Origin of the sequence: Sphingomonas sp. OK281 (genome assembly GCF_900115295.1) — a bacterium.
Classification (GTDB): domain Bacteria; phylum Pseudomonadota; class Alphaproteobacteria; order Sphingomonadales; family Sphingomonadaceae; genus Sphingomonas.
In genome coordinates this window covers 319,995-344,716 of the sequence record NZ_FOVZ01000001.1, presented here as the reverse complement: position 1 = coordinate 344,716, position 24,722 = coordinate 319,995, and the positions used below count along the sequence as shown (strand labels likewise).

The 24,722-nt window shown below is 65.5% G+C and carries 20 protein-coding genes and 1 riboswitch; of the genes, 10 read left to right on the top strand and 10 right to left on the bottom strand.

The window, feature by feature from the left end:
* The first annotated feature begins 134 nt into the window (after nucleotides 1-134).
* From BM244_RS01630 to BM244_RS01620, 3 genes are all read left to right on the top strand, one after another.
* Nucleotides 135-926, top strand: a complete 792-nt coding sequence (locus BM244_RS01630) for a FadR/GntR family transcriptional regulator (RefSeq protein WP_093396976.1) — start codon at nucleotides 135-137, stop codon at nucleotides 924-926.
* 163 nt (nucleotides 927-1,089) lie between these two features.
* Entirely contained in the window at nucleotides 1,090-2,688 is a 1,599-nt protein-coding gene (locus BM244_RS01625; RefSeq protein ID WP_254784216.1) for a GH39 family glycosyl hydrolase, read from the top strand.
* Nucleotides 2,689-2,837: 149 nt separating this feature from the next.
* Complete coding sequence (locus tag BM244_RS01620; protein ID WP_093396974.1) at nucleotides 2,838-4,121, top strand: DEAD/DEAH box helicase; 1,284 nt, start codon at nucleotides 2,838-2,840, stop codon at nucleotides 4,119-4,121.
* Between the two features lie 69 nt (nucleotides 4,122-4,190).
* On the opposite strand, the gene BM244_RS01615 is transcribed toward BM244_RS01620, so the two are convergent.
* Entirely contained in the window at nucleotides 4,191-4,487 is a 297-nt protein-coding gene (locus BM244_RS01615) for a DUF3253 domain-containing protein (protein ID WP_254784215.1), read from the bottom strand.
* Nucleotides 4,488-4,954: 467 nt separating this feature from the next.
* Here BM244_RS01615 and BM244_RS01610 point away from each other — a divergent pair, with 467 nt between their 5' ends.
* The 3 genes from BM244_RS01610 to BM244_RS22970 all read left to right on the top strand — a co-directional run bounded on the left by BM244_RS01610 (nucleotide 4,955) and on the right by BM244_RS22970 (nucleotide 5,924).
* Nucleotides 4,955-5,185 (top strand): hypothetical protein, encoded by a 231-nt coding sequence (locus BM244_RS01610; protein WP_093396973.1) that lies wholly within the window; start codon nucleotides 4,955-4,957, stop codon nucleotides 5,183-5,185.
* Between the two features lie 230 nt (nucleotides 5,186-5,415).
* A complete protein-coding gene (locus tag BM244_RS01605) occupies nucleotides 5,416-5,637 on the top strand; it encodes a hypothetical protein (RefSeq protein ID WP_093396971.1) in 222 nt (73 codons plus the stop codon).
* A 128-nt stretch (nucleotides 5,638-5,765) separates the two neighbouring features.
* Nucleotides 5,766-5,924 carry a hypothetical protein gene (locus BM244_RS22970; RefSeq protein WP_175517997.1) on the top strand — a complete coding sequence of 53 codons (159 nt, stop codon included), beginning with the start codon at nucleotides 5,766-5,768 and terminating at the stop codon, nucleotides 5,922-5,924.
* On the opposite strand, the gene pnuC is transcribed toward BM244_RS22970, so the two are convergent.
* The 6 genes from pnuC to BM244_RS01575 form a co-directional block, all read right to left on the bottom strand.
* A complete protein-coding gene (gene pnuC, locus BM244_RS01600; RefSeq protein ID WP_093396970.1) occupies nucleotides 5,897-6,484 on the bottom strand; it encodes a nicotinamide riboside transporter PnuC in 588 nt (195 codons plus the stop codon). The genes BM244_RS22970 and pnuC overlap by 28 nt on opposite strands.
* Nucleotides 6,481-7,581 (bottom strand): phosphotransferase enzyme family protein, encoded by a 1,101-nt coding sequence (locus tag BM244_RS01595; protein ID WP_093396968.1) that lies wholly within the window; start codon nucleotides 7,579-7,581, stop codon nucleotides 6,481-6,483. Before BM244_RS01595 ends, pnuC begins: the two co-directional genes overlap by 4 nt.
* A 55-nt stretch (nucleotides 7,582-7,636) precedes the next feature.
* On the bottom strand, nucleotides 7,637-9,892 hold the full coding sequence (locus BM244_RS01590; protein ID WP_254784296.1) for a TonB-dependent receptor: 2,256 nt from the start codon (nucleotides 9,890-9,892) through the stop codon (nucleotides 7,637-7,639).
* 104 nt (nucleotides 9,893-9,996) lie between these two features.
* Nucleotides 9,997-10,106: riboswitch (TPP riboswitch) on the bottom strand.
* Nucleotides 10,107-10,194: 88 nt separating this feature from the next.
* Nucleotides 10,195-12,531 (bottom strand): xanthine dehydrogenase family protein molybdopterin-binding subunit, encoded by a 2,337-nt coding sequence (locus BM244_RS01585; protein WP_093396967.1) that lies wholly within the window; start codon nucleotides 12,529-12,531, stop codon nucleotides 10,195-10,197.
* Nucleotides 12,528-13,514, bottom strand: a complete 987-nt coding sequence (locus tag BM244_RS01580; RefSeq protein ID WP_093396965.1) for an FAD binding domain-containing protein — start codon at nucleotides 13,512-13,514, stop codon at nucleotides 12,528-12,530. The genes BM244_RS01585 and BM244_RS01580 overlap by 4 nt, the downstream gene beginning before the upstream one ends.
* Nucleotides 13,511-14,032 carry a 2Fe-2S iron-sulfur cluster-binding protein gene (locus BM244_RS01575; RefSeq protein ID WP_093396964.1) on the bottom strand — a complete coding sequence of 174 codons (522 nt, stop codon included), beginning with the start codon at nucleotides 14,030-14,032 and terminating at the stop codon, nucleotides 13,511-13,513. The genes BM244_RS01580 and BM244_RS01575 overlap by 4 nt, the downstream gene beginning before the upstream one ends.
* Nucleotides 14,033-14,330: 298 nt before the next feature.
* Here BM244_RS01575 and BM244_RS01570 point away from each other — a divergent pair, with 298 nt between their 5' ends.
* The gene (locus BM244_RS01570) at nucleotides 14,331-16,241 is read left to right on the top strand and encodes a S9 family peptidase (protein WP_093396962.1); all 1,911 of its coding nucleotides are present in this window, start codon (nucleotides 14,331-14,333) and stop codon (nucleotides 16,239-16,241) included.
* 54 nt (nucleotides 16,242-16,295) lie between these two features.
* On the opposite strand, the gene BM244_RS01565 is transcribed toward BM244_RS01570, so the two are convergent.
* Nucleotides 16,296-17,210 (bottom strand): EthD domain-containing protein, encoded by a 915-nt coding sequence (locus BM244_RS01565; protein WP_093396961.1) that lies wholly within the window; start codon nucleotides 17,208-17,210, stop codon nucleotides 16,296-16,298.
* 330 nt (nucleotides 17,211-17,540) lie between these two features.
* Between BM244_RS01565 and BM244_RS01560 the strand changes: the two genes are divergently transcribed.
* Nucleotides 17,541-18,392 (top strand): type 1 glutamine amidotransferase, encoded by an 852-nt coding sequence (locus BM244_RS01560; RefSeq protein ID WP_254784214.1) that lies wholly within the window; start codon nucleotides 17,541-17,543, stop codon nucleotides 18,390-18,392.
* A gap of 43 nt (nucleotides 18,393-18,435) precedes the next feature.
* Here BM244_RS01560 and BM244_RS01555 read toward each other — a convergent pair whose 3' ends face one another.
* On the bottom strand, nucleotides 18,436-19,335 hold the full coding sequence (locus BM244_RS01555) for a response regulator (RefSeq protein ID WP_254784213.1): 900 nt from the start codon (nucleotides 19,333-19,335) through the stop codon (nucleotides 18,436-18,438).
* A gap of 273 nt (nucleotides 19,336-19,608) precedes the next feature.
* Nucleotides 19,609-22,443 (bottom strand): TonB-dependent receptor, encoded by a 2,835-nt coding sequence (locus BM244_RS01550; RefSeq protein WP_093396960.1) that lies wholly within the window; start codon nucleotides 22,441-22,443, stop codon nucleotides 19,609-19,611.
* 300 nt (nucleotides 22,444-22,743) lie between these two features.
* Here BM244_RS01550 and BM244_RS01545 point away from each other — a divergent pair, with 300 nt between their 5' ends.
* Together BM244_RS01545 and BM244_RS01540 are read left to right on the top strand one after the other, a co-directional pair.
* Nucleotides 22,744-23,568, top strand: a complete 825-nt coding sequence (locus BM244_RS01545) for a hypothetical protein (protein WP_139226844.1) — start codon at nucleotides 22,744-22,746, stop codon at nucleotides 23,566-23,568.
* Nucleotides 23,565-24,665, top strand: coding sequence for a glycosyltransferase (locus BM244_RS01540; protein WP_093396957.1), 1,101 nt, complete (start codon nucleotides 23,565-23,567; stop codon nucleotides 24,663-24,665). The genes BM244_RS01545 and BM244_RS01540 overlap by 4 nt, the downstream gene beginning before the upstream one ends.
* Nucleotides 24,666-24,722 lie beyond the last annotated feature (57 nt).

The window sequence follows — 24,722 nt, the reverse complement described above, 5'->3', positions numbered from 1 at the left end:
GGCTGGTCGGCCCCAGCCTGACCGTTGCTGCCGGCGCCCGCCTCGGAGCTTTGAATTGCGACCGGAGTAGCGTACGTGTCGTACGAAACAGATCTAGGTTGGTAATTCCAGTGCGAGCGTCGACGGTTAACCGCATGCAGCCCGATAGCAGCTTCAAGGAAGCTGCTTCGTCCGTGCCGAACGACCGATTGTATCAGCGGATCGCACGCAAGCTGTTCGAGCAGCTGAACTCGGGTGCGTTCGCGGTCGGCGATCGCCTTCCCGCGGAGCGCGAGTTGGCGATCGAGTACGGCGCCAGCCGTCCGGCCGTCCGCGAAGCGCTGATCGCTCTGGAAGTTCAGGGCTTCATCGAGGTCCGGCTCGGCTCGGGCGCCTATGTCTCCCGCCTGCCGGGACAAGGCGAACAACCCGGATTCGCGATCACCGCGTTCGAGCTGACCGAAGCGCGAATGCTGTTCGAGGGCGAGGCCGCGGCGCTCGCGGCGCTACACATCACCGACGATCAGCTCGACCGGCTCGACGCGCTGGTCAAGGCGATGACCGCCGAGAACCTGCTGTCGGAGGTAACCGAAGAGGCAGACCGCGACTTCCACCTCACCATCGCCGGTGCCACGCGCAACGCTGGCGTGCTGCGGACGATCGAGGATCTCTGGCACCTGCGATCCACGTCGCCGGAATGCGCCTTGCTCCACGCCAAGGCTCGGGACGCCAAGGTCCGCCCGGTCGTCGAGGAGCATGCCTCGATAATCGAGGCGTTGCGCGCCGGCGATGCCGACGGTGCGCGGCTCGCCATGCGCGCGCATTTGGCCGCCGTGATGGATCACCTGCTGTTCAAGACGGAAGAACTTGCCGTCGAAGAAGCCCGCCGATCGCTCGCCGACACCCGCCGCCGATACGCCGTCGATACCGCAGCCCGGCACCGCTGAACGCAGACGGCGGTACGCTCCAGTCCGGCAACCGGACCAAGATCGCAGTTCGGCGATGTACAAGGCCGTCGAGCGTCACTGCCGCGGTCTTGGCCAGAGCCGAGAACACACCTTGTCCGCCACGCTGCCTATCGTAAACCCTGACACAGATTGAGGGCGCATCATGCATTTCCAAAAGGCAAGAATCGCCACGGTGCTGGCAGCAGCCTCGGCTCTGGCAAGCGTGATGCCGACCGTGGCCGTAGCGCAAACCGCCACGGTCGCCGCCACCGCCGCCGCCTCCAGTCCCATTCGCATCGACGTGCGCGGCGAGACCAGGCCGCGAGATCGGATGGCCGAGCAGTCGATCGGTTCAGACTTCCCCGGCACGCTTATCCGGAACGATAGCCTCGGCCAATTGCGGACCACCCAGCGCGAACTGCAATTCCGCTATATTCGCTTCCACAACATCTTCGCCGACCAACTCGGCGTGTACCGCGAGATCGATGGCAAGCCGGTCTATGACTGGTCCCGCATCGACTATCTATACGACCAGTTGCACAGCATGGGTCTCAAGCCCTTCGTCGAACTCGGCTTCACGCCCGATGCGATGAAGCAATCCGACCAGACGATCTTCTACTGGAAGGGCAACACGTCTCATCCCCAGCCGGACAAGTGGGTGGCGTTGGTGGATGCATTCGTGCGTCATTGCGTCGCGCGGTACGGCATGCAGGAAGTACGCAGCTGGTACTTCGAATTCTGGAACGAGCCGAACCTCGACGGTTTCTGGGAAAAGGCGGACCAGCAAGCCTATTTCGATTATTATGGCCGCACCGCACGGACCATCAAGGCGATCGACCCGCAGCTACGGATCGGCGGCCCCTCGACGGCAGGCGCCGCGTGGGTTCCCGAATTCCTCGCTTATGCCAAAAAGACCCGCGCTCCGGTCGATTTCATCACCACGCATACGTACGGCGTAGAAGGTGGCTTCCTCGACGAGAAAGGCGAAGGCGACAACAAGCTGTCGCGCAATCCCGATGCCATTGTTCAGGACGTTCGCAAGGTGCGCGAGCAGATCGAGGCCGCGGGCCGCCCCGGGCTTCCGCTGTTCTTCAGCGAATGGAGCACCAGCTACAATCCGCGAGACCCGATCCACGACGATTATCTCAGCGCGGCCTATATCCTGTCCAAGCTCCGCCGCACCGAAGGACTGGCGCAGGGCATGAGCTATTGGACGTACAGCGACTTGTTCGAGGAGCCCGGCCCGCAGGCCCGACCGTTCGAGGGAGGCTTCGGCCTGATGACCCCGCAGGGCGTACGCAAGGCGGGATGGTTCGCGTACAAATATCTCGCCGACCTGGGCGATCGGGAATTGCCGACGAAGGACGATCAGAGCATCGCGACGTTGAAGAACGGAACGTTGCAGGTGCTGGCGTGGCGCAACGTGCTGCCGCAGCAATCGGTCAGCAACCGGCCGTTCTTCACGAAGCTGCGTCAACCGGGCTCGGCGGCCCCGCTCGCGCTGGATGTGGCTGGCTTGACGCCGGGCTCCTATCAGATGCGCGTGCGCCGCACCGGCTTTCGCCAGAACGACGCGTATTCGGCGTACCTGGACATGGGGCGCCCTGCCACGCTGACCGCCGCCGAGTTGCGACGGCTGCAGGGCCTTACCACGGATGCCGCTACCGTCACGGCGGTGCACGTGGCGCGCGACGGCAGCGCTAGGGTCGACCTGCCGATGCGCGAAAACGATGTCGTCATGGTCGAATTGCGCCGCCGCTAACCGCTACCTGAGGACGGGGGCTGGCGCTCACGCCGGCCCCGCCGGATTTGCACATTGACGCAGTGCAGCATAAAACCTACCAGCGCGCGCTCACTACGCTAAGCCCTACCAGGCGCAGCCTCGCTCAGCGCTGGAGGCGCCGCGTTACCATGACCATGACCTTTGCCGATCTCTCGCTGGCGCCCTCGTTGCTGCAGGCGCTCGCCGAGGAAGGCTATACGAACCCCACGCCGATCCAGGCCCAGTCGATTCCGATGCTGCTTCAGGGGCGTGACATGCTCGGCATGGCGCAGACCGGCACCGGCAAGACCGCGGCCTTCGCGCTGCCGCTTCTGCACCGCCTCGCTACGAACCCCCGCCCGGCACCCAAGGGTGGCGCCCGCGTGCTGGTCCTCGCGCCGACCCGCGAACTGGTGTCGCAGATCGCTGCCGGTTTCGAGAGCTTCGGCCGTCATGTGAAGCCCAGCGTGATGACGATTTTCGGCGGCGTCAGCCAGTTCCATCAGGTCAAGGCGCTCGAGGCGGGAGTGGACATCATCGTCGCCGCGCCGGGCCGCCTGCTGGACCTGGTCGAACAAGGTCTTTGCGACCTCTCGCAGCTCGAGGCGCTGGTGCTGGACGAAGCGGACCAGATGCTCGACATGGGCTTTGCCAAGCCGATCGAGCGGATCGTCGCGACCCTGCCGCAGGACCGCCATACGCTGCTGTTCTCGGCAACGATGCCGAAGTCGATCGCCGCGCTTGCCGAAAGCCTGCTGCGCGATCCCGCGAAGGTGGAGATCGCACCGCCGTCGACCACGGTGGACCGGATCGACCAGTCGGTGATGTTCCTCGATGCGGCCGACAAGAAGGCGGCGCTGCTGGCATTGCTCAAGACGCCCGACATGGGCCAGGCAGTCGTCTTCACGCTGCAGAAGAACATTGCCAACGACGTCTGCGCGTTCATCGGCGAGGCCGGCATCACTGCCGAGGCGCTGCACGGCAACAAGTCCCAGGGCCAGCGCGAACGCGCGCTCGACGCCTTCCGCGCCGGGACCGTGCAGGTGCTGGTGGCCACGGATATCGCAGCACGTGGCATCGACGTGGACACCGTGACCCACGTCTTCAACCACGACCTGCCGAGCCTGCCGGAAAGCTATGTCCACCGGATCGGCCGCACCGGGCGTGCGGGCCGCAGCGGCTTCGCGATTACGCTATGCGATGCCGAGCAACGCGCCTGGCTGCACGACGTGGAGCGCGAGATCGGCCGCACCCTGACCGTCCAGGACGACCACGAGTGGCATTGCGAAATCGCGCGCCATTCGACCAAGCGCGCACCCGTACTGGGCGGCGGCCCGGTCAAGCAGGTCAAGCCGGCGAAGGCACCGCGCGAGCGAAAAGTCTGGACCGAGCAAGAGAAGCTGGCCGCGCGGATGGCCGCAAAGGCCGCCTGAACGGATTGGTCGGGGCCGATATACGGCCCCGACCGGTACCGGGTGAACCGTGACGGTCCTGCGCGATCGCTAGGGGACGCCCTGGCCGGGATCGTCGAGCGCCACCCGGCCGATGCGATACGGCCCTGCCCGCGACGCGAGCCTGGCGCCCTTCCAACTGAGCTGAACCTGACCGGTCGCGACCAGTCGATCGACGGCGGCGTGGACGACCGGCATCAGGCTTCGCCATTCGACCGCGCTCGCATCGGTGCTGGCGGCGTTCGCCAGCGCTCGCGCCACTTCGCTCGGGCATACCGTACCGCCCGGCCGGCGGCGGGCCAACAATGCCTGCGTCGTCTCCTGCGCATCTATCATGGCGCGTGCCATTACCCTTCCATTGAGCTGACGCGGTCGAGCGCCGGGAATATCACAGTGCTTGGTTGACGACAGCCATACATCGCAGTGATCCCGTGGCGACGATCTCTGTTGGTCGCGCGGTCGAGGGCCTCGTACCGCGGACGCACAAAGCAGCGTTCGACCGGCGCCCGTCCTATTCCGATGACCAGCGCAAGGCGTGGCGGCCGCATGGCATGAAGCCTGATTTCGACACTTCGACCGGCGATTCCACCGGTGGTAGATCGAGTTTTCCTGCAATTGCGGGCGTGCTGCGACCAGATTTCACGCCAAGGTCGGAAGGGTCTGGCGCGCAGGATCCTACTCTACAACTTGTCCCGGCGGTTTGACACTTTTCGACCATCGATGGTAATCACCAAATCTCTGTCATGATCGCGTGTTAACGCTTTTCCGATTGTGACGTGTGTTTGGAGATACCTATGTTTATCAAGTGCTTATCCATGACGGCCGCCGGTCTTGCGCTGATCGCGGCGCCAGTTGCTGCAATCGCGGCTCCTTCGGCATCCACCTCGAACATCGCAGTTTCGCAGTCGGTTCGCGCCGGCACGCCGACGATCAAGAAGAGCAAGGCTGGCGACGGCGGCCTGCTCATCATCGCCCTGGCAGCAGTGGCTGTTGGCGGCGGTCTGTACCTGGCGATCGACGACGGCGACGATTCCGACAGCAACTAAGTCGGGTGGGCCGGAGCGAAACTCCGGCCCATTTGCTCGTTAACGCGAGCCTCTTCGGTCCTGCCGAGCCTCTTCAAGTTCATTCGGTCGCCGGAGTTCGACGAAACCTCCCTGATGACCCGGACGCGCGGCCCATTCCCGCGTCATTCTTCAACATGAACGATTTCTCACGGAACGGCGCACCGCTGTCGCAAGTATGTGCGGTGCCAGTATTTGTTGAAGGAATCGGTATGCGTCTTGTTCAACTCCTCGTCTTCCCGCTGTTGATCGCGACCACGTCGCCGGTCCTGGCCAAGGGGTGCATCCGCGGTGCAGCCGCAGGCGGTGTCGGTGGACATTTCGTCGGCAAGGGCCACGCGGTTCTGGGCGCAGCAGCAGGGTGCGTGGTCGCGCATCATCATTACGCCAAGCAGGCCCGCGCTCAGAAAGCGGCCGCGCGCACTCATCGCTGACGGCGTTCGTCTTGGAACCGGGACGTTTCACGTCGTATGCGCAGATGACGCATTGACAGCATACGTCCCGGAACTGATGATACCAAAATAGAACTTTTGTCGCCAGTTTTCCGGAAATGGAACTGAACATGCCCCAGGCAGAACACCGCGACCGCCTCACCGTGATGGCTGGCACTCTGGCCGAAATGGTGGATTTCGCAGAACGCCGTGAGGATTACGTCCTTGCCGCCAAGCTCGAGGATGCTCGCGTGACGATCGTTCAGCGATGCGGCGACATGCCCTCCTGATCGATATCGGCCACGGTCTGTCGCCACTGCCGGTACCCGATGATCGCCAGCGCGACCATTGCGGCATAGAGTCCCGCGGTGGGCATCAACCCCTTGGCCACGAACATCCCGACATACACGACATCCACCGCGATCCACAGCAACCAGCTCGCCGCGTGACGCCGCGCCGTCCAATATTGCGCGACCAGGCTGAAGCTGGAAAGTGCCGCATCCATCCACGGGAGCGCGGCATTGGTATACCGGCTCGTGAACCATCCGATTGCCACGGCGCCAGTCGCGCCAGCCACTAACCCCATCACCGCATGGGACGTCCTGAGCGATCTGACGACGACATCGCCGGTTTCGTCCTTGCCTCGTGCCCAGGCGACCCAGCCATACAGGATGGCGATCGCGAACAACGCCTGAAGCACCATGTCGGCGTACAGGCGGACGTCGAGGAACAGCCTGAAGTAAAGCGCGCAGGCGACGAAGCTGACCGGCCAGCACAGCATGCGTCGCGACGCCGTCAGCCAGATCCCGGCGAAACTGACGACGACGGCGACGATCTCGAGCGATGTCATGCCTCGTCGATCCTGCGCAGGAACTCGCGACCGTGCGGCGAGAAGAACCAGTCCGCGTGCGCGATGAGATAGTCGTCCCACGCCATCCTGGCGGACGCCGCGTCACCCACGACCCCGGCAAAATACTCGATTTCCGACAGCGCAAACTCGAGATGGACGACGGGCAACACGCGCACGATCGCCGCGATGTCGGCGCGCCCGAGCGGCGCGATCGTTGCATAGCCGGCCAGCAGCGCCAGTGCGGCCTCGGAATCGGCGATCGTCGGGCCTGTCCCCTGCCCGCGGTCAAGCCAGCGGATCGCAGTGCGCTCGATCGCGGTTGCGATGTCGTGAACCGCGGTCGTGCGATCGGCGAGACCGAAGTCGATCACCGTGCGCACCCTGCCATCCGTCGTCCAGAGAAGATTGGACGGATGCCAGTCATTATGTGTCCACAGCGCGGCCTGTTCAGACAGCAGCGCGGGCAGACCATCGTCCACGCGTTCCAGCAACCGCGTGAACTGCGCCTGCCACGGCCGATCCGCGAGGAACCGGGCGAGCGCCGGATGCGCCGCGACGTACGCGCTTGCTGCTGCGATCGGGTCGGTCGACGAAACGATGCGGAAGCTGGCGACCAGGGGTTGCGGCCGACGCGCAGGTGCATCGAACCCGCGCGCCGCGACATGCGTCTCGGCGAGCGCCACGCCGGCGGCATGGGCGTGATCGCGCGACAGGAACGGTGTCCATGACAGCCGATCGCGGTACAGGTCCGCACCCGCCGACTGGCGGTGCAGTTCGTAGGACCAGTCCCCGATCGCCACGGCACTCGCACCGTCGTCCGAGCACAGGACTTCGGGCACCGACACGCCAGCGCCGGCGAGATGCGCGATGAACGCATGTTCCTCGGCGAGACCTTCGACTGTGCGAACCCGGTGGTGATGCCGCTTGAGCAGGACCATACCCTGCGTCGTGTGCACCAGCGTCGCGGCGGAGAATGGCCTCGGGGAATGCCAGTGCAGCCCCGTCATCCGCCCCGCCACCGGGAAGCGCGCGAGCACGGCGGCCGCTTCGCCGGCGGTGATCGCGGGCCAGGTCGGCGCTTCCAGCTCGGTCCCCATGCCGTGGACGCGGTGGTCCTCCGGCGTAGCCGCGCGCACCGGGTCCGCTACCGCTTCAGAACGCACGCGAGATCGTCGCCATGACCGCGGCACCGCTGCCGATGTAATATGCGGGTGCGGAGCCGGCGATGACCGTGCCGTTGCGGCCAATCGTGTCCTGCGCGTTGGTGCTGACCGACTGGACGCCGGCAAGGACGTGCGGATCGGTGACGTTGATCGCGTTGACGCGCAGGTCGGTGCGCTTGCCGTCGAGCCAGTCCGCAAGGTGCATGCCGACCGACAGGTCGAGCGTCGCATAGCCCTTGATGCGTTCGTCGTTCATGAAGCTCGCATATTGCCGGCCGATATATTTCGACGCGACGCTGCCGAAGAAGCGGCCGTCGTCGTAGATTCCGCCCGCGCCGAACTGGACGGTCGGGCTGGACACGGCGTGCTTGCCTCTGGTCGGCAGGAAGTCTGCACCGACCGGCAAATCGTCGTCGATCCGTGCGCGCAGATATTCGCCGGACAGGTAGAGGCTTACGCCCGCGGCCGGGCGGTAGTCGATCTCCGCATCGACGCCGTACGAGGTCTGGCCGCCGGCGTTGAGCGTCGCGTTGACCTGCGCGCCACCCTGGTCGATCACCGTGGCGAGTTGGCGGTTGCGGAACTTGTAGTGGAAGCCGGTCACCGAGGCGGAGAGCTGCTCGCCGATGAAGCGATACCCGATCTCCTGCGAGACCGAATATTCGTTCTTGAGCGCGTCGGTCCCCTGCACGACGACCGCGCCGCCGTAATAGCTGTTGTAGAGCGTGAACTCGTTCGGCGTGCGGAAATTGGTGGTGATGTTGGCGAACACCTGCTGGCGATCGTCCAGCCGGTAGTGGATCGCGGCGCGGGGGAGCGCGGCGAAGCTGTCGTTGCGCACCTCGTCCTGCGGACCGGGCAGGTAGTTGCGGCCGTTGCGCAGGACGTTCACGCCCTTGAAGCCAGCGTCGACCGTCAGCTTCGGCGTAAGCGCGATGCTGTCGGCGAGGAAGAACCCCTTCGTCACGGTGACGGTGCGCTGGTTCTCATAGGCGAGCAGTCGCCCGTCGGCGGTGCGGATCGCCTTCGAACGATAGCCCCAGCGGTCGGTAGGCTGCCCTTCCGCGTCGACCGAGGTGTACGACTGCGTCACGCGATCGGTGCCGTAGTCGAACCAGAGCCCCGCGGTGAGCGTGTGGGCACCGGCCTTCAAGGTCAGCTTGCTGACGTTGCCGGTCCGCATCTGGTCGCCGGTATAATTGCCGAGCACCGTCGCCACGCCGTCGACCGCTCCCGGCAGCGCGATCGGTTGCGCCAGTTCCTCGGTGCCGAGGAAATTCCCTTCGGTGGTCAGCTGCGTACCATAGGGCGAGTTGCCATAGCCGAACTGGAGATAGGTGGTGGTATCGAGCGCGAGCCGGTCGTTCAGCACCAGATGCACCGGCGCGGAGGCGTAGAGGTTGCGGAACGGCGCGCGGTACAGGCGCCAGTAGTTCGTGTTCCCCGCCGTGTAACGCGCGTCATAGTTGAACCCGCGCCCCTGTGCGGTCCACTCGGCGAGCGTCGGGCTCGGATAGCTCGACGAGTTCGCATCGTTATACGACAACGCGAGACTGGCACGGTTGCCGGCGCCCCATTCTCCCAGGATCTTCGCGTCGATATGCTGGCGCGTGTCGTAGCCGGCACCGCGCCAATTGTCCGCGCGGGTGTTCGAATAGGACAGGAACGCCTTCAGCCCGGTGTTGCCGATCGTCCCGCTATCGACCCGGAAGAACCCGCGCCGCGCCGCGTAGCTGCCGAGCGACAGGTCGACGAGCGCGCCGGGACGCGCCTTCGGATCGTCCAGCGACAGCGACAAAAGCCCGCCCGCGCCGCCGAGCGTCGGTGAATCGATATCGACCGAGCCTTGCGCCAGCGAGATGCGCTTCAAATTCTCCGGATCGGCGAACTGCGACGGATAGGCGTAATAATAGCCGATGTCGTTCTGCGGCGCGCCTTCCATCAGCACGCCGATCTCGTCCTGCCCGAGCCCCCGCAACGTCAGGCTCGAACTCGTCGACAGGCCGTACGGATCGCTCGACGCGACGTTCGCGCCGGGCAGCAGCGTGACAAGCTGGAACGCGTTGAGCGTCGGCGCCTGCTTGACGATAAAATCGGCAGAGATCGCAGTCTGCGCACGCGGCACCTTCTGGTCGGGCAGCAAACCGGCCGGATCTTGCTTGCCGACCACGCGAATTTCGGCGGGTTCGACCGGATCGGATGCGACTTGCGCCCCGGCCGAGGATGCGGCGAGGCTCGCCGACAGGGTCAGCGCGGCGCGCCCCCAGAACCTGCGCTCGTGCAAGGCGGACTTCACAACGAAAAACCAGCAATGAAAAACGTCACGTCCACTCCAATCGGAGGGACGACGGGCCAGCCGCAGACCCTCCCTACGCCGGTATAAGCCGGATCAGGTTCAGCGGGTCATGGGCTGCTGCCCACCTCTCAGCCGCGCATGAGCGGCCCCCCGGGGATACGTGTCGCTTAGGTGGTCGAGCGGGTATTGGAAAGCGCTATCGCACGCGCGTTGCTCGACATTCGCGCAGGACGATCGACGCTCGCGACCTCTCAGACCAACACCTTGTCCAGTGTGATCGGCAGGTCGCGCACGCGCGTTCCGGTGGCGTTGTAGATCGCGTTTGCCACCGCCGCCGCGACGCCGGTGATGCCGATCTCGCCCACGCCGTGTGCGCCCATCGGCGTGTGCGGATCGGCGATGTCGGTCCAGATCACGTCGATCTCGGGCACGTCGAGGTGCACGGGGACGTGATATTCGGCGAGGCTCGGGTTCATGATGCGGCCGTTGCGCTCGTCGAACTGCGTCTCCTCCATCAACGCCATGCCGAGGCCCATGACGATCCCGCCGCGGAACTGGCTCCGCGCCGTCTTCGGGTTGAGGATACGACCGCAGTCGAACGCGCCCAGGAAGCGGCTGACGCGCGTCTCGCCGGTGACCGCGTTGACGCGCACTTCGCAGAACAGCGCACTGTGCGAATGCATCGACCAATGCATCAGTTCGAGCGGCTGCGACGCCTCTTCGCTGACGACCACGCTTTCGCGCTGCGCCCGCTCGAGGATCGAGACATAGCTCTCGCGGCGCCTCGGATCGTCGAGCTTGGCCAGCCCGCCATCCTCGCTTCCGACCTCGTCCGGCGAAAGGCCGGCAAGCGGCGAATCGTTACCCGCGAGCTTCAGCAGTTCGGCGACCAGCGCATGATGCGCGGCAATTACCGCGGCGCCGATCGCCGCGGTCTGCTGCGATCCGCCGGCCAGGATCGCGCCGGGGATGATCGAATCGCCATAGCCTACCGATACGCGGTCGAGCGGCAGCCCCAACCGATCGGCGGCGACCATCGCAGTCGTCGTCGCGGTGCCCATCCCCATTTCCTGCGCGGACACCTCGACCACGGCATGCCCCTCGCGGTTCAGCGTGATCCGCGCGGCGGCGCCCGGCATCCGGTAATAGGGATAGGTCCCCGTCGCGCAGCCCATGCCGATCAGCCACTCGCCGTCGCGGTGCATACCCGGCTGGGCATGCCGGTCGCTCCAGCCGAAACGCTCCGCGCCGCTGCGCCACGCCTCGACGATATGACGCGACGAGAAGGGCAGGCCCGAGGTCGGATCCTTGTCCGGCTCGTTGCGGATGCGCAGCGCGATCGGGTCCATGTCGAGTTCGATCGCGAGTTCGTCGATCGCCGATTCGAGCGCGAACGTGCCGACCGACTCGCCCGGCGCACGCATGAAGGTGTTGGCGAGCATGTTCATCTTGACCGTCTCGACCGACAGTTTGAAGCTGTCCGCCGCATAGCCGCCGCGGGTGCCGAGGATGAACGGCTCGGGCATGTTGTTGTGCGGGGTCATCGCCGCGATGCCGGTATGGACCAGCGCCTTGAAGCGACCATCCGCGTCCGCGCCGATCGCGACCCGCTGTTCGGTCAGCGTACGACCACCGACGATGCGGTACACGCCCTCGCGCGACAGCGCGATCCGTACCGGCCGCCCGATGAGCCTGGCTGCGGCGGCGCCGAGGATCTGGTGATCCCATAGGCATTTGCCACCAAAGCCGCCGCCGACGAATGGCGAGGTCACGCGCACCTGTCCGGCTGTCAGATCGAATACGTCGGCGATCGTCTGCGCCTCTGCGGCGACCAGCTGGCTGGCGTCGTGGACGATCAATGCGTCGCCGACCCATGCGATCGTCGCGGCATGCGGCTCGATCGCGTTGTGGTTGTGTCGCGGCGTGCGATAGACGTGATCGACCTTGTGCGGTGCCGCCGCCAGCATCGCATCCGCATCGCCGATCTCGTTCAGCAACGGCTGACCCATGAACAGGCCCTGCTGCGGACCTTCGGCCTTGGCCGCGGCAAGCGACGTCGTCGAAGGTTCGGCCGCATAGGTCGCGACGATCAGCGACCTGGCATGATCCGCCTGCTCCTGCGTTTCGGCGAGCACGACCGCGATCGGTTGGCCGTTCCAATGGACGCGGTCGTCCTGCATGACCGGCAGGTCCGCAGGCCCCGCCGCAGTCGGCGACGAGCCGAACACGGCCGGCGTGTTCATCCGTGGCGCATTGCGGTGCGTCATGACCAGCACGACGCCGGGCGCGGCTTCGGCCGCCGCGGTATCGATCGCCGCGATCCGCCCACGCGGAATCGTCGCATAGGCGAGCGCGGCGTAGACCATGCCCGCCAGCGGGAACTCGGCCGCGAACGGCGCCGCGCCGCGCACCTTAAGCGGACCGTCGATCCGCGACACCGAAGTGCCGATCAGTCCGTGCTGCTGGCGGATCAGCGGATCGGGCACGCCGCCTGGAATCCAGCTGTCGGGCGCGAGCGGCACGAGCTTGCTCATCGCGCCCTGGACCAGGCCCTGCGCGGTTTCCTTGACCGTATCGACGATGCTCATGCTGCTGCTCCGGCAAGGTCGCCAAGCACGGCGACGAGGGTGCGCTTGGTCAGTGCGAGCTTGAAACCGTTGTCGCGAAGCGGCGCGGCGTCCGCCATCTCCGCGACCGCCGCCGCGAGGAACGCCTCTTCGGTCGCGGGGCCGCCTCGTAGTGCCGCCTCCGCTTTCGATGCGCGCCACGGCTTGTGCGCGACCCCGCCGAGCGCGATCCGCACGTCCTTGATGATGCCGCCCTCGATCTCCAGCGCGGCTGCGATCGAGGCCAGTGCGAACGCGTAACTCGCCCGGTCGCGCACCTTGCGATAGGTCGAGTTGGCCGCGAAACGCAGCGGCGGCAGTTCGATCGCGGTGATCAACTCACCGGGCTCCAGCACGGTATCGAACTCGGGATGATCGCCCGGCAGGCGGTGAAGCTCGGTGAACGGCAGCGTTCGAGCCCCGCCCCGCCCGTGCAGATGCACGATCGCATCGAGCGCGGCGAGCGCCACGCACATGTCGGAGGGATGCGTCGCGACGCACGCCGACGATGCGCCGAGAATGGCATGGCCCCGCGTGAGCCCTTCGATCGCGTCGCAGCCCGATCCCGGCGCGCGCTTGTTGCAGCGCGATCCGTCGGTGTCGTAGAAATAGGTGCACCGCGTCCGCTGGAGCAGATTGCCGCCCACCGTCGCCATGTTCCGGATCTGCGCCGACGCCCCCGCCAGGATAGCGCGCGACAGCACCGGATAGCGCGTCCGCACCACCAGATGCTCGGCAAGCGCGGTATTGCGGACCGCCGCGCCGATCATCAGGCCGCCGCCCTCGGTCTCCTCGATCTCGCCGGACAACCCGGTCACGTCGACCAGCGCCATTGGCCGCGCGACCGTCTCGCGGATCAGGTCGACCAGGTTGGTACCGCCGCCGAGATATGCCGTTGCATTCGCCTGCCCGAGCCGCAGCGCGTCTGCGGCGTTCTCGGCGCGCGCGTAGGTAAAGGGGGTCATGCCGCCAGCTCCGCTGCGCCCATTTCAACCGTCAGGGTTTCGCGGATCGCGTCGATGATCCCATTATGCGCGCCGCAACGGCATAGATTACCGCTCATCCGCTCCTGCAATTCCTCGCGGGTCAGCGTCACGTCCGCGGTAAGATCGGCGCTGACATGGCTCGGCACGCCGCGCTTGGCCTCCGCCGCCATGCCGATCGCCGAACAGATCTGGCCGGGCGTGCAATAGCCGCACTGGAACCCGTCATGATCGATGAACGCCTGCTGCAACGGGTGCAGCGCATCGCCGTCCGCGAGCCCTTCGATGGTCGTCACCTGGCGCCCGTCATATTGCACCGCGAGTGCAAGGCAGGACACGATTCGCGCGCCATCGACGAGCACCGTGCAGGCTCCGCACGCGCCCTGGTTGCAGCCCTTCTTGGTGCCGGCCAGATGCAGCCCCTCGCGCAACAGATCGAGCAGCGAGACACGGGGATCGTCGGGCAGCGCAACCGCTGACCCGTTGATAAGTATCGACATCGCCACTCTCCTGTTGAGCCGACGGTGTCGTTGCAGCCGCCGAGTCCGTATTTCAGTACCGAGCGGTATAGTCGGTTAGCGACAGGTCTGCCAAGCGTCTCCGAGAGGGATCGGACGATGAAAATGCGTGAAACGGGCAACGCGATCGGAAAGCCGTCACGACGAATCGAAAGCAAGCGCTCGGCGTCTTCGTGTGCGCGTCCCTGCCCGTCTCTGCCCCGGCTTGCGGCGGCCCCGCGATACGGTATGCCTTGTAACAATCACGTCGTGTAACACTCGTTTCCTGCCGGAGCTTTCGATGCGCTTGACCCTCGCTGCCGCCCTTCTCCTCACCGCTGTTTCGCCCGCCGCCGCCCAGGCCCTGCATCAATATGCGGGACTTGCCCTTGCCCCCGCCGGCGATCGCATCGCCGCGGTCGAGAGCAGCGGCACGCACGGCGTCGTCACGGTGCGCAGCGCGACCGACGGTCGCATGCTGCGGACGATCGATCCGTGCGCGACGTGCAGCTATTCCGGGCTGACCTTCGCGCCCAATGGCGACCTGGTCTTCCTGATCCGCGACAGTGCCGCGGGCAATGTGCGGCTGAGCTATGCGGATGCGAAGACCACCCGCACGATCGCGACGATCGCCGGCATCGCACAGACGCCGCGCGTGTCGCCGGACGGTACCCGGATCGCGTTGCTCGTCACGCTGGGCGCGGCCAAGGAATCAGGCGCGACGCAGGCCGGCGTCCGGATGATCGGCGAGATCGGCGAGAAGAGCGACGAACAACGCCTTGCCGTCTTCGATATCGCAAAGGCCGCGGCGACGGTGACGCCGCTGTCGCCCTCAGGTCGCTACGTCTACGAATATGACTGGATGCCGGACGGCCGCGGGTTCGTCGCGACGACCGCGCTCGGCAATGGCGACAACAACTGGTGGGTGGCGACGCTCGATGCGATCGACGCGCAGACGGGGGCGGTACGGTCGATCGCCAAGCCGACGACGCAGATCAATCAGCCGCGGGTTTCGCCCGACGGCCGTACCGTCGCCTATATCGGCGGCCTGATGAGCGATTTCGGATCGATCGGCGGCGACGTGTTCACGGTCGGGGTCGCCGGCGGCACCCCGCGCAACGTCACCGCCGGCGCCAAGTCGACGGTCACGACGATCGCCTGGACGCGCGCAGGTCTACGCACGGTGACGCTGGCCGGCGACCAGCTCCAGTTCGGCACGCTGGTGCCCGGCCAGCCGGTCGCCCCCGGCTTTGCGAAACCGGCCAGCGCGGCCGCAGGCGATGGCCGCGCGGTGTTCTCCGCCGACGGGCGGATCGCCGCCGCGGCGATACAGGATTACGAGCACGCACCCGCGATCTATGCCGGCCCGCTCGGATCCGATCGGCAAGGCGTTCGCCAGATCACGCACGACAACGATGCCGCGCCCGCTCTGGCGGCCGCGCGCAGCATCAGCTGGAAGAACGAGGGCTACGACGTCCAGGGCTGGCTGCTCGCGCCCCGTATCGCACCGACCGGGAAGGCACCGATGATCACGATCGTGCACGGCGGTCCCTCCGCGGCGTCGACGCCCGCGTATCTCAATCCCGCGTCGCTGAACGCCGCGCTGGTGAAGGCGGGCTATTACGTCTTCCTGCCCAATCCGCGCGGCAGTTACGGCCAGGGACAGGCGTTCACGGCCGCGAACAAGCGGGACTTCGGCGGCGGCGATCTGCGCGATGTGCTGGCCGGTGTCGATGCGGTCGAGCGGGTCGCGCCGGTCGACGACAAGCGGCTCGGCCTTGGCGGGTGCAGCTATGGCGGGTTCATGGCGATGTGGGCCAACACGCAGACCAACCGGTTCAAGGGCATTGTCGCCGGCGCCGGCCTGTCGAACTGGGTCAGCTATTACGGCACCAACGGCATCGACCAGTGGCTGCTGCCGTTCTTCGGCAAGTCGATGTACGACGATATCAAGGCGTATGAGGACGTCTCCGCTATCTATCACGCCAAGACCGCCAAGACGCCGACCTTCATCTATGTCGGCGAGCGCGACATCGAGGTGCCGCCGACCCAGTCGATCGAATGGTGGCATGCGCTGAAGAACCAGAACGTGCCGGTCAGCCTCGTAATCTACCCGGATGCCGGCCACTGCGTGACGGGCCCCGAACAGTCCGCGGACGTGCGCCAGCGCGCGATCGCGTGGTTCGACACCTATGTGAAGAACGCGAAATAGGCCTGCCACCGAACCGACCCGTCGGCCGAGCACACTCGGCCGACGGGGATCGCGTCACACCGCGCCGGTCAGCATCAGCGTGCGGACGTCGTCGGCGATCTGGTTGTTGGCCCCGAGCCGCTCGATGAGTTGCGCCTGACGGCTGCCGCGCAAGCCCGCCGTCGTCAGTTCTCCGTACCGCACATAGGTATAGACCCCGCTCACCGCGAACGCGGACACGTGCGCGATATGCTCGGCCTGCTCGTTTTTCGTTTGAAGGAACGCGTCGGACTCCAGGAACGCACGTCGCGTCAGCGGTGTCGCGAACGCGATGTCGATCACGGCGATCAACGCGCGTTCCGACGGCACCAGGTGATCGACATTGGGGGCGGGCGGCGCGGGATCGGCGTTGTCGTAGCGCTCGGGCAGGTGCAGGCGGAGCCTCAGCACGGCAGGATCTGCGGCGAGCATCGTCGCGAACTCGGTCATGAACCTGCCGAACGCGCCGGCATCGTCGCCCGCCGCACCGAAATGCACGTGCAGCCGGTCGACCCCGTCATCGCCATTCGGAACCGGATCGGGCAGCCGGTCGACGAGCGTGCGCGATCCGTCCGGCAGCGCATAGGCGACCGTCGCCGCGAACATGTTCTGCTCGTCGGCGAAGAGGATGTGACTGGCCGCGTTGAAAATGTCCTGATCGGCCTTCGAGGCAAAGCCGATCTCGACACCACCATCCAGTTCATAGTCCGTGAACGGCGTTATGCCCTCGATCGCCGGCCAGAGATGCGCGTCCTGTTCACGGTCGAGATGGTGCTGGACGTACCAGCCGAGGCCGGGAATACGCGAACACAACGGCCCGTGGACGTCGCGCCAATAGGTTGCGAACAGGTCGTGCGGCACGCGGGGACGCCGCAAGACGGTCGTGTAGCTGTTGATCGCGATATCAGCGTCGCGCGCGACATGATCGGCGCCGGTCTGAATTTCGGGCAAGGCATTGCTCCTGATGCGTGAAGCGACCCAACGCCCGACCGGCGGGAATGGCCGACCGGCGGGAATGGCAGCAGCACGCGGCTTTTGGACGGACATGCCGATAGGTCGCGTCGCGTTCGTACGCGATCCGGCAGGAGGGGACGATGCGCACCGGGCGGCGGTTCGACAAAATTTGCCGTCAGCCCGTCTCCCACTCCGTCGCCGAGAACAGGGTCCCTGCCGGCGTCGGTCCGGCCAACTGCCGCAGGTGATCGCGAAATATGATCGGCGTCGGCGCGGGCAAACACTCGGCTGGCGCGTTCGAGCATCGCGTACCGATCCAAAGGACTGATGTTGCTGCACTTCCTCGTCGCCGAAAGTGAAACCTTGGACCAGCGCGAGGCCCGCCGCGCGCATGCCGGAAAGAGTTCGGGCGAAAGCTACGCGGCAACGCTCGCGCAATTGCGACCCGATGCCGACATCACGATCGTCGCACCGGCCGATGACGATGCGGAGATAATGGACGCCGCCGCGATCGGTGCGTTCGACGCCGTGTTCGTCACCGGATCGCCGCTCCACGTCTACGACGATACGCCCGAAGTTCGCCGCCAGATCGCGTTCATGCGGACCGTCTTCGCGTCGGGCACGCCGTCGTTCGGCTCCTGTGCGGGCCTGCAACTGGCGGTCGCGGCAGCGGGCGGCAAGGTCCGGAAGATGCCCGAGCGCATGGAGGCCGGCGTGGCGCGTCGTATCACCGCGACCGAAGCCGGACGCGATCACCCATTACTGGCAGGTCGCCCGCCAAGCTGGGACGCGCCAGCCATCCACGGCGACGAGGTGGAGGAGCTGCCCGCCGGCGCGGTCCTGCTGGCGGGCAACGGCGTCACCGCGATCCAAGCCGCGGAAATCCGTCATGACGGCGGCACGTTCTGGGGCGTGCAATATCATCCCGAGCTCGCGCCGGGCGAAATCGCGATCGCGTTGCGACGGCAGGCGGCGGACCTGATCGAGGCGGATTTGGCGCGAAACGACGACGAGGTCGAGGCGATGGCGGCAAGGCTCGACGCGTTGAACGACGCACCCGACCGGCGCTCGGCATCCTGGGCACTGGGCGTCGACCGGTCGTTCGCGGAGGAAACAACCCGACGGCTGGAACTAACCAACTTCCTCGATCACATGGTGCGATCCGACGGTTCGAACTGAGCCGGACCCTTCTGGGTACACCCGGTCGACCGGGCGGCCAGTCTCAGGCGGGTGTCACCGTGGGCATGAAGATATAGCCGTTGCCGCGGACCGTCCGGATGATCTCGCCCGAATCGAAGGCCTGCAACTTGCGACGCAGGCGGCTGATGTTGACGTCGATCGTACGTCCCCGCGCCATGCTGTCCGCCCTGCCCGACTGCGCGATCATCTCGTCGCGCGAATGGACCTTCTGCGGTTGCGAGACGAACGCGTTGAGCAGCTGAAACTCGCCATCGGTGAGCCGGACCGCGGTCCCGTCGGGCGCATACAGCATCCGCATGCGGCAATCGAGCGTCCAGCCGGCAAAGGCAAACGTCGCGCTCCGCACCGCGGGTTGCGTCGAGCGTTCGCCGGCATCCGGACCGACCTGTGCCCCGGCCAGCATCGCCCCCGCGCCGCGCCGCCGCAGTACCGACCGGATCCGGGCGAGGATCTCACGCGGGCTGGACGGCTTCGTGACATAATCGTCGGCCCCCAGTTCGAGCGCGACGACGCGGTCGACTTCGCTCGCCAGCGCAGAAAACATGATCACCGCCGGTGCCTGGCCGTTTCGCGTCAGAGCCCGGAGGACGGTAAGACCGTCTTCGCCGGGCATCATCATGTCCAGCACGATCAGGTCGCACGGCGACCGCCCCAGCCGGGTGCGGAGCGCCGCACCGCTGTCGACGGCCTCGGCGCGAAGCCCGTGATCGACCAGAAACTCGGTCAGCAATTCGCGCAGTCCAGGATCGTCGTCGACGATGACGACGCGAGCACTGCCCGCTGCCTCGCCGCTAGCCTCGCTGCCTGCCTCGCTAGCGTCATGGGCCGCATGGCTGGCGTCGACGGAATAGCCGCCATCATGGCCGATGGACGGGGCGGAGACGGGCAGGCCGTAATGATGTGCGATCATGTCAATCGTCATGAACGGGCCGTTTGTCCGGGATATGTCCGGTTGTGACAAACCCAATACATGTTGCATCCGCGAACGACATAGCCCCCGCCATCGTGATCGATGACGAGGGCCGTGTCTGGATCGGTTCGATACCGCGCGAAGCTCGGCAGTTGCCGCCGGAAAGCTTCACGAGGTATCCGGCGCTTGCACCGACGAATGCGCCGGCGCCACGCGTTCGCCCCCCCTTTTTACGGTGGAGTTTGGACATGGTGGCACCGGCGAACGCGTGATCGACGAGAAGACCTAGAACTTGACGTTCGTGCTCACGAAGAACGCACGGCCGTAAGGATCGTAGGTCGACGGGTAGGTGTTCGCCTGTTCCTGGTTGTCGCCCAGGATCGGAGGCCGCTTGTTGAACACGTTGTTGACGCCGATCGACCAGGTGAAACCTGGCTTGATGTCGAACGCCGCCGTCAGGTCGAAATAGTTGTACGCCTTGATATGGTTGACCGAATAGCTGCCCGAGTCATCATCGACCGCGGACAGGTACCGGTAAAGTACCGACACCGTGACCGGTCCGGTCGAATAGGTCGTGCGCGCCGAAACACGCCATTTCGACCGTGGGTTGCCGCAAGTGACACCGAACTTGCCGGCACAGCTGATCGTCAGGTCGGGAATGGCGACCAGCGGATTTTGGACGAACGCGATCAGACGCGTTCCGGTCACTCGGAAGTCGAGCTTGCTCGTGGTGCTACCGAACGCGCCGAAATTCAGAGGCATGCCATAGCGGGCCTCGAAATCGACACCACGCGTGGTGACGTCGCCGGTGTTCGCCAGCGTATTGACCGCATCCGTGATCGTGTAGCTGTTGGCATCGCGCGGTAGCGACGCGCAATAGCGCGTATCGTAGGGCGTGTAGTTGTTGTCGCTGGTGCCGTAGCAGGCCGCAATGAGATTGGTCGTGCCCACTTCCGAGATGTAGTTGGCGATCTTGATCTTGTAGTAATCGGCCGTGAACGAGAACCCGGGCAGGAAGCGGGGCTGGAGGACGAGGCCAAGGGTGTACGTATCCGAGGTCTCCTCCCGCAGTGCAGAATTGCCGCCACCGACGGTCTGGATCTGCGTGCTGCCGCCGTCATAGGCGGTGCCGATAAGCGATGCCGGAACGCCGTTCGAAAGGCAGCTCGCGTTCAGGTTGGTGTTCGTGAGCGCAACCGCGGTCGTGCAGGGATCGGTCGCGGCCGGAAAATCCTGTGACGACCCGCTGTAGAGATCGGACACGGTCGGTGCGCGGACGGCACGCGAATATTGACCGCGCAACGATATGTCGTCGATCAGCGACCAGACGACACCACCCGAATACGTGTTCACCGACTTCGCCGCAGTCGAATAATAGGAATAGCGATACGCGCCATTCACTTCGAGCTTCTTGATCAGCGGGATGTCCGCCAGCAGCGGCACGGCGACTTCGGTATACGCCTCCTTGACGTCGTAGCCGCCACTGAGCCCCTCGCCTGCATTGAAGCCGACGACATCGCCCGACGACAGTGCGAAGTCGGGATTGTAGCTGCCATGCTCGCGGCGATATTCGGTGCCGAATACGATGCCGACCGGGCCCGCACCGAGATCGAACAGGTTGCGGTTCGAGATCGAGGCACTGGCGACCTGCTCGCTGATCGTGCTGGTGTTCTGCGCCGGGATCGTGATGAACGCCGCCGCCGCCGCGCTGATGTTGCCCGTGCCGAAGATGTTGAGCGGAACGCAGCCGTTGCTGGTGTCCGAACACACGAGGTTGCCGCTCGAGTCATAGGTGGTGCGCAGTGCCTGCAGCACCCGGCTGCGCGAGACGTTGCCCGACTGGGTCTCGGTCGATTTGGTGCGCGAGTAGCTGTAATAGGCGTCGTAGTTCCAGCCGCCGCCGATATCGCCATTGGCCCCCAGCACCGCGCGGTACGCGGTATTGTCGAGGCTCGACACGCGCGCGCCGACTTCGGTCAGGCGGCGATAGATCGTCGAGGTGACATAGCCGTCGCCGTCCGTGTCGAGCCCCTTCAGCAACGCCTGCGAACTGGACGAAAGGAACGAGGAGTCGGTATCGATCGCGACCGATCCGGTGAACGGCGTCGGTGCAAGGGCGTTCTTGACGCGGTTGTTGATGAACTGCCCTTCCGCATAGACGTTCAGCGCCTTGCTGACTTCGTAATGCGTCTGGGCGCTCATCAGGAAGCGCTGTTGCGGCACCTGGAGATAGTTCGAGGGCGCGTAGTTATAGGCATCGGTCGCCGAATTATACGGCGTGTAGCTGCCGTCGGTTTCGAACTTTCGGCCGATCCCCCCGATCACGAATCGCGTGCCTTCGATCGACCCCGAGCCACCCGCTATCAGGTTGCCTGCGCCGTCGTCGACCAGCGCCTGCTTCGAATAATCGCGCGCCGACTGGAGTATGCCGTTGCGCTTGGTGTAGTCGAAATAGATCGTCGCGTTGCCGCGACCGTCTTCGAAATTGCCGCCGAGCAGCAGATTGCCGTTGAAGTTGCCGCCATCGCCAGCCTCGTTGATGCGATAGTTCGCGTTCGCCTGGACGCCGCTGAAGTCCTTCTTCATCACGAAGTTGACCACGCCGCTGATCGCATCCGACCCGTAGACCGCGGAGCGGCCGCCGGTAACGATGTCGACGCGCTCGATCAGTGCCGATGGAATGGTATTCAGATCGACGACCTGGTTCGCGTCATACGCGACGTAACGCCGATTGTTGACCAGAACGAGCGTGCGCGTCGAGCCCAGCCCGCGAAGATCCGCCGTGGCGACGCCGCCACCGGGGTTGTTCGAGGCGGCGGTGCTGCTCGGGATCAGCTGCGGCATGTCCTTCAGGATGTTCTCGACGTTGATCTGGCCGGACAGCGCGATCTCCTTGGCGCTGACTACCGAGATCGGCGAGGCCGCCTTCAGGCTGTCACCACCGAGGCGCGAACCGGTCACGACAATCGTGTCGTCATTCTCGGGCGCGACGGCAGGCGTCGGCGCCGTATCGACGGTGGCTGCAGGCGATGCCTGATCGGCAGACTGCGCCCAGACCGGAGTCGCGATCCCAAGCAAAAGCGTAGACGCCAGAAGGCGCTTGCGAAAATCCAGACGCATGATGGTACTCCCTGAACCGCAATCCCATGTATTGCGGCTGTTTTGTTCGAATACGGATCAGGTCCGCCCCGTCGGTCTGAAGCGGTCCTGAATGTTCGACAATCACTAATGTGTCGCCGAAACGTCATGAACGGCATGTGTTGTACCGCCATCACGGTTTGCGACGCGATGTTGCGAATCGAGACCTTCTGCTACCTTTGCGCGACACCAGGTTTCTTTTGGATCGTCGTTTTGCTCTGGAGCGCGCTAAGTGATGCCGGTCTTGAACGATGGGCGGGACGGCGCTAGCGGCACGGCATCATGTCGATCACCACATCTGCACCCAAGCCGTTGAACTGGCACCAACCTTTGCCAGGATTGCGGGTCCTGAAACGCGGCGACGTGCCGATCACGCGGATCCAGATCTATGGACAGCGATGCAGCGGCACGAACCTCGTCACGCGCGCGATCGAGGCGAACATGCCCGGCCCCGAGATTACCGAGGCGTTCGGATTCAAGCACTGGTTCGTGCCGCCGCAGACGCTGTTCGTGAAGGATACGCTGGTGCTGGTCGTCGCGCGCGATGCGTATGACTGGGCGCGCAGCCTGCACCGCCAGCCCTGGCACGCGCATCCGGATCTCAAGGCCAAGCCGTTCGACGCGTTCATCCGCAGCGACTGGCATAGTTACTGGGACGATCATTTCGGGCATATCGAGCCGGGCCATCCGATGCACGGCGACGAGATGCTGCACGAACGCGATCCCCAGACCGGCGCGCGCTTTGCCAATTGCATCGCCAAGCGCACTGCCAAGCTCCGTCACTGGTCGTCGCTGACCAATCGCGCGCACAACGTCGCGTTGCTCGGCTACGATGCGTTCGCGCACGATCCGGCAGCGTTCGTCGCTGCGCTTGCCGAGGCGACCGGGATCGCGCGGCATGAGGCCTATGCGCCGATCACCAGCTACAAGGGGCAGGGCCATGCACCCTATGTGCCGACCGTCTACGCCGATCTGGCGGCCGCGGATGCCCTGCATATCGCCACGTGGCTCGATCCCGAGGTCGAGGCGGCGTTCGGATTGAGCGCCGACTATGCTGATCGACATCAATCGCCTTCGAGCGCGGCTTCGGTACAACGATCGGCATGAGCCAACCGATCACGTTCTTCATCCATCACCAGGGCCGCGGCCATGCGAACCGCGCGATGGCGATCATCCGCGAACTGCCCGCCGACCGTGCGGTGACGATCCTCACTGCAAAGCCGTCGCTGTTCGACGGGTTCGAACGGCCTGTCACGATCGCTGCGTTGCCCGACATGATCGGTGCGCCGGTGCCGACGCCTGGCCTGTTCGCGCAGGCGACGCCCGAGGTGATGCACTGCGTTCCGCTCGGCGTGGCGAAGACGCGCGCGACGATGCGGACAATCGTTGACCATCTCGACGATGTCGATCCGGCGCTGTTCGTGGTCGACGTCTCGGCCGAGATCGCGCTGCTTGCACGGATCGCGAGCGTCCCGGCGATCAGCATCAGGATGCACGGCGACCGGCTCGATCCGGGTCACTTGGGCGCGTACCAGGCGAGCGTCGGCTTGCTTGCGCCGTTCGGCGAGGCGCTCGAACAGGCCGACACGCCGGACTGGGTTCGCGCCAACACGTGCTACGCCGGCGGCCTGTGCACCACCGTCGACCCCGTCCCGACCAAGGCCGAGGCGCGCGCGAAACTCGGCCTCGATCCGACCAAGGAAATTATCGTTGTACTCACCGGTGGCGGCGGCGCAGGCACGCCCTACGCCCCGCTGACGATGGCGGCGCGCGCGGTGCCGGATGCGCTGTGGCTGGTGCTCGGGCCAGTCCACCGCGAGGGACATGAGACCGACTTCGGCAATCTCGTCGAACTCGGCTGGGTCCCCGGCGTCACCGACCACATCGCCGCCGCCGACGTCGTCATCGCATCGGCCGGCGACAACACGGTGCATGAGATCGCGCGCGTCGGTCGGCCCTACGTCTGCGCGCCCGAATGGCGCTATTTCGGCGAACAGACCCGCAAGGCGGAACGACTCGCGGAACTCGGGGCGGCGGTCGCGCTGCCGTCATGGCCCGGCGCACTGGCACCATGGCGTGGTATACTCGACGCCGCGAAGGCGCTCGATCCAGTCGCGCTCGCCGACCTGTACGACGCGGATGCAGCCAAGGTCGCCGCCGACTATCTGGAGGGCCTGGCGGTTTCGCTATGGGCGCCTGCGTAGAGATCGAGCGGTAGTCGATCCTCCCCCGCCAGGGGAGGATCGAAACGTTGCGCAGCA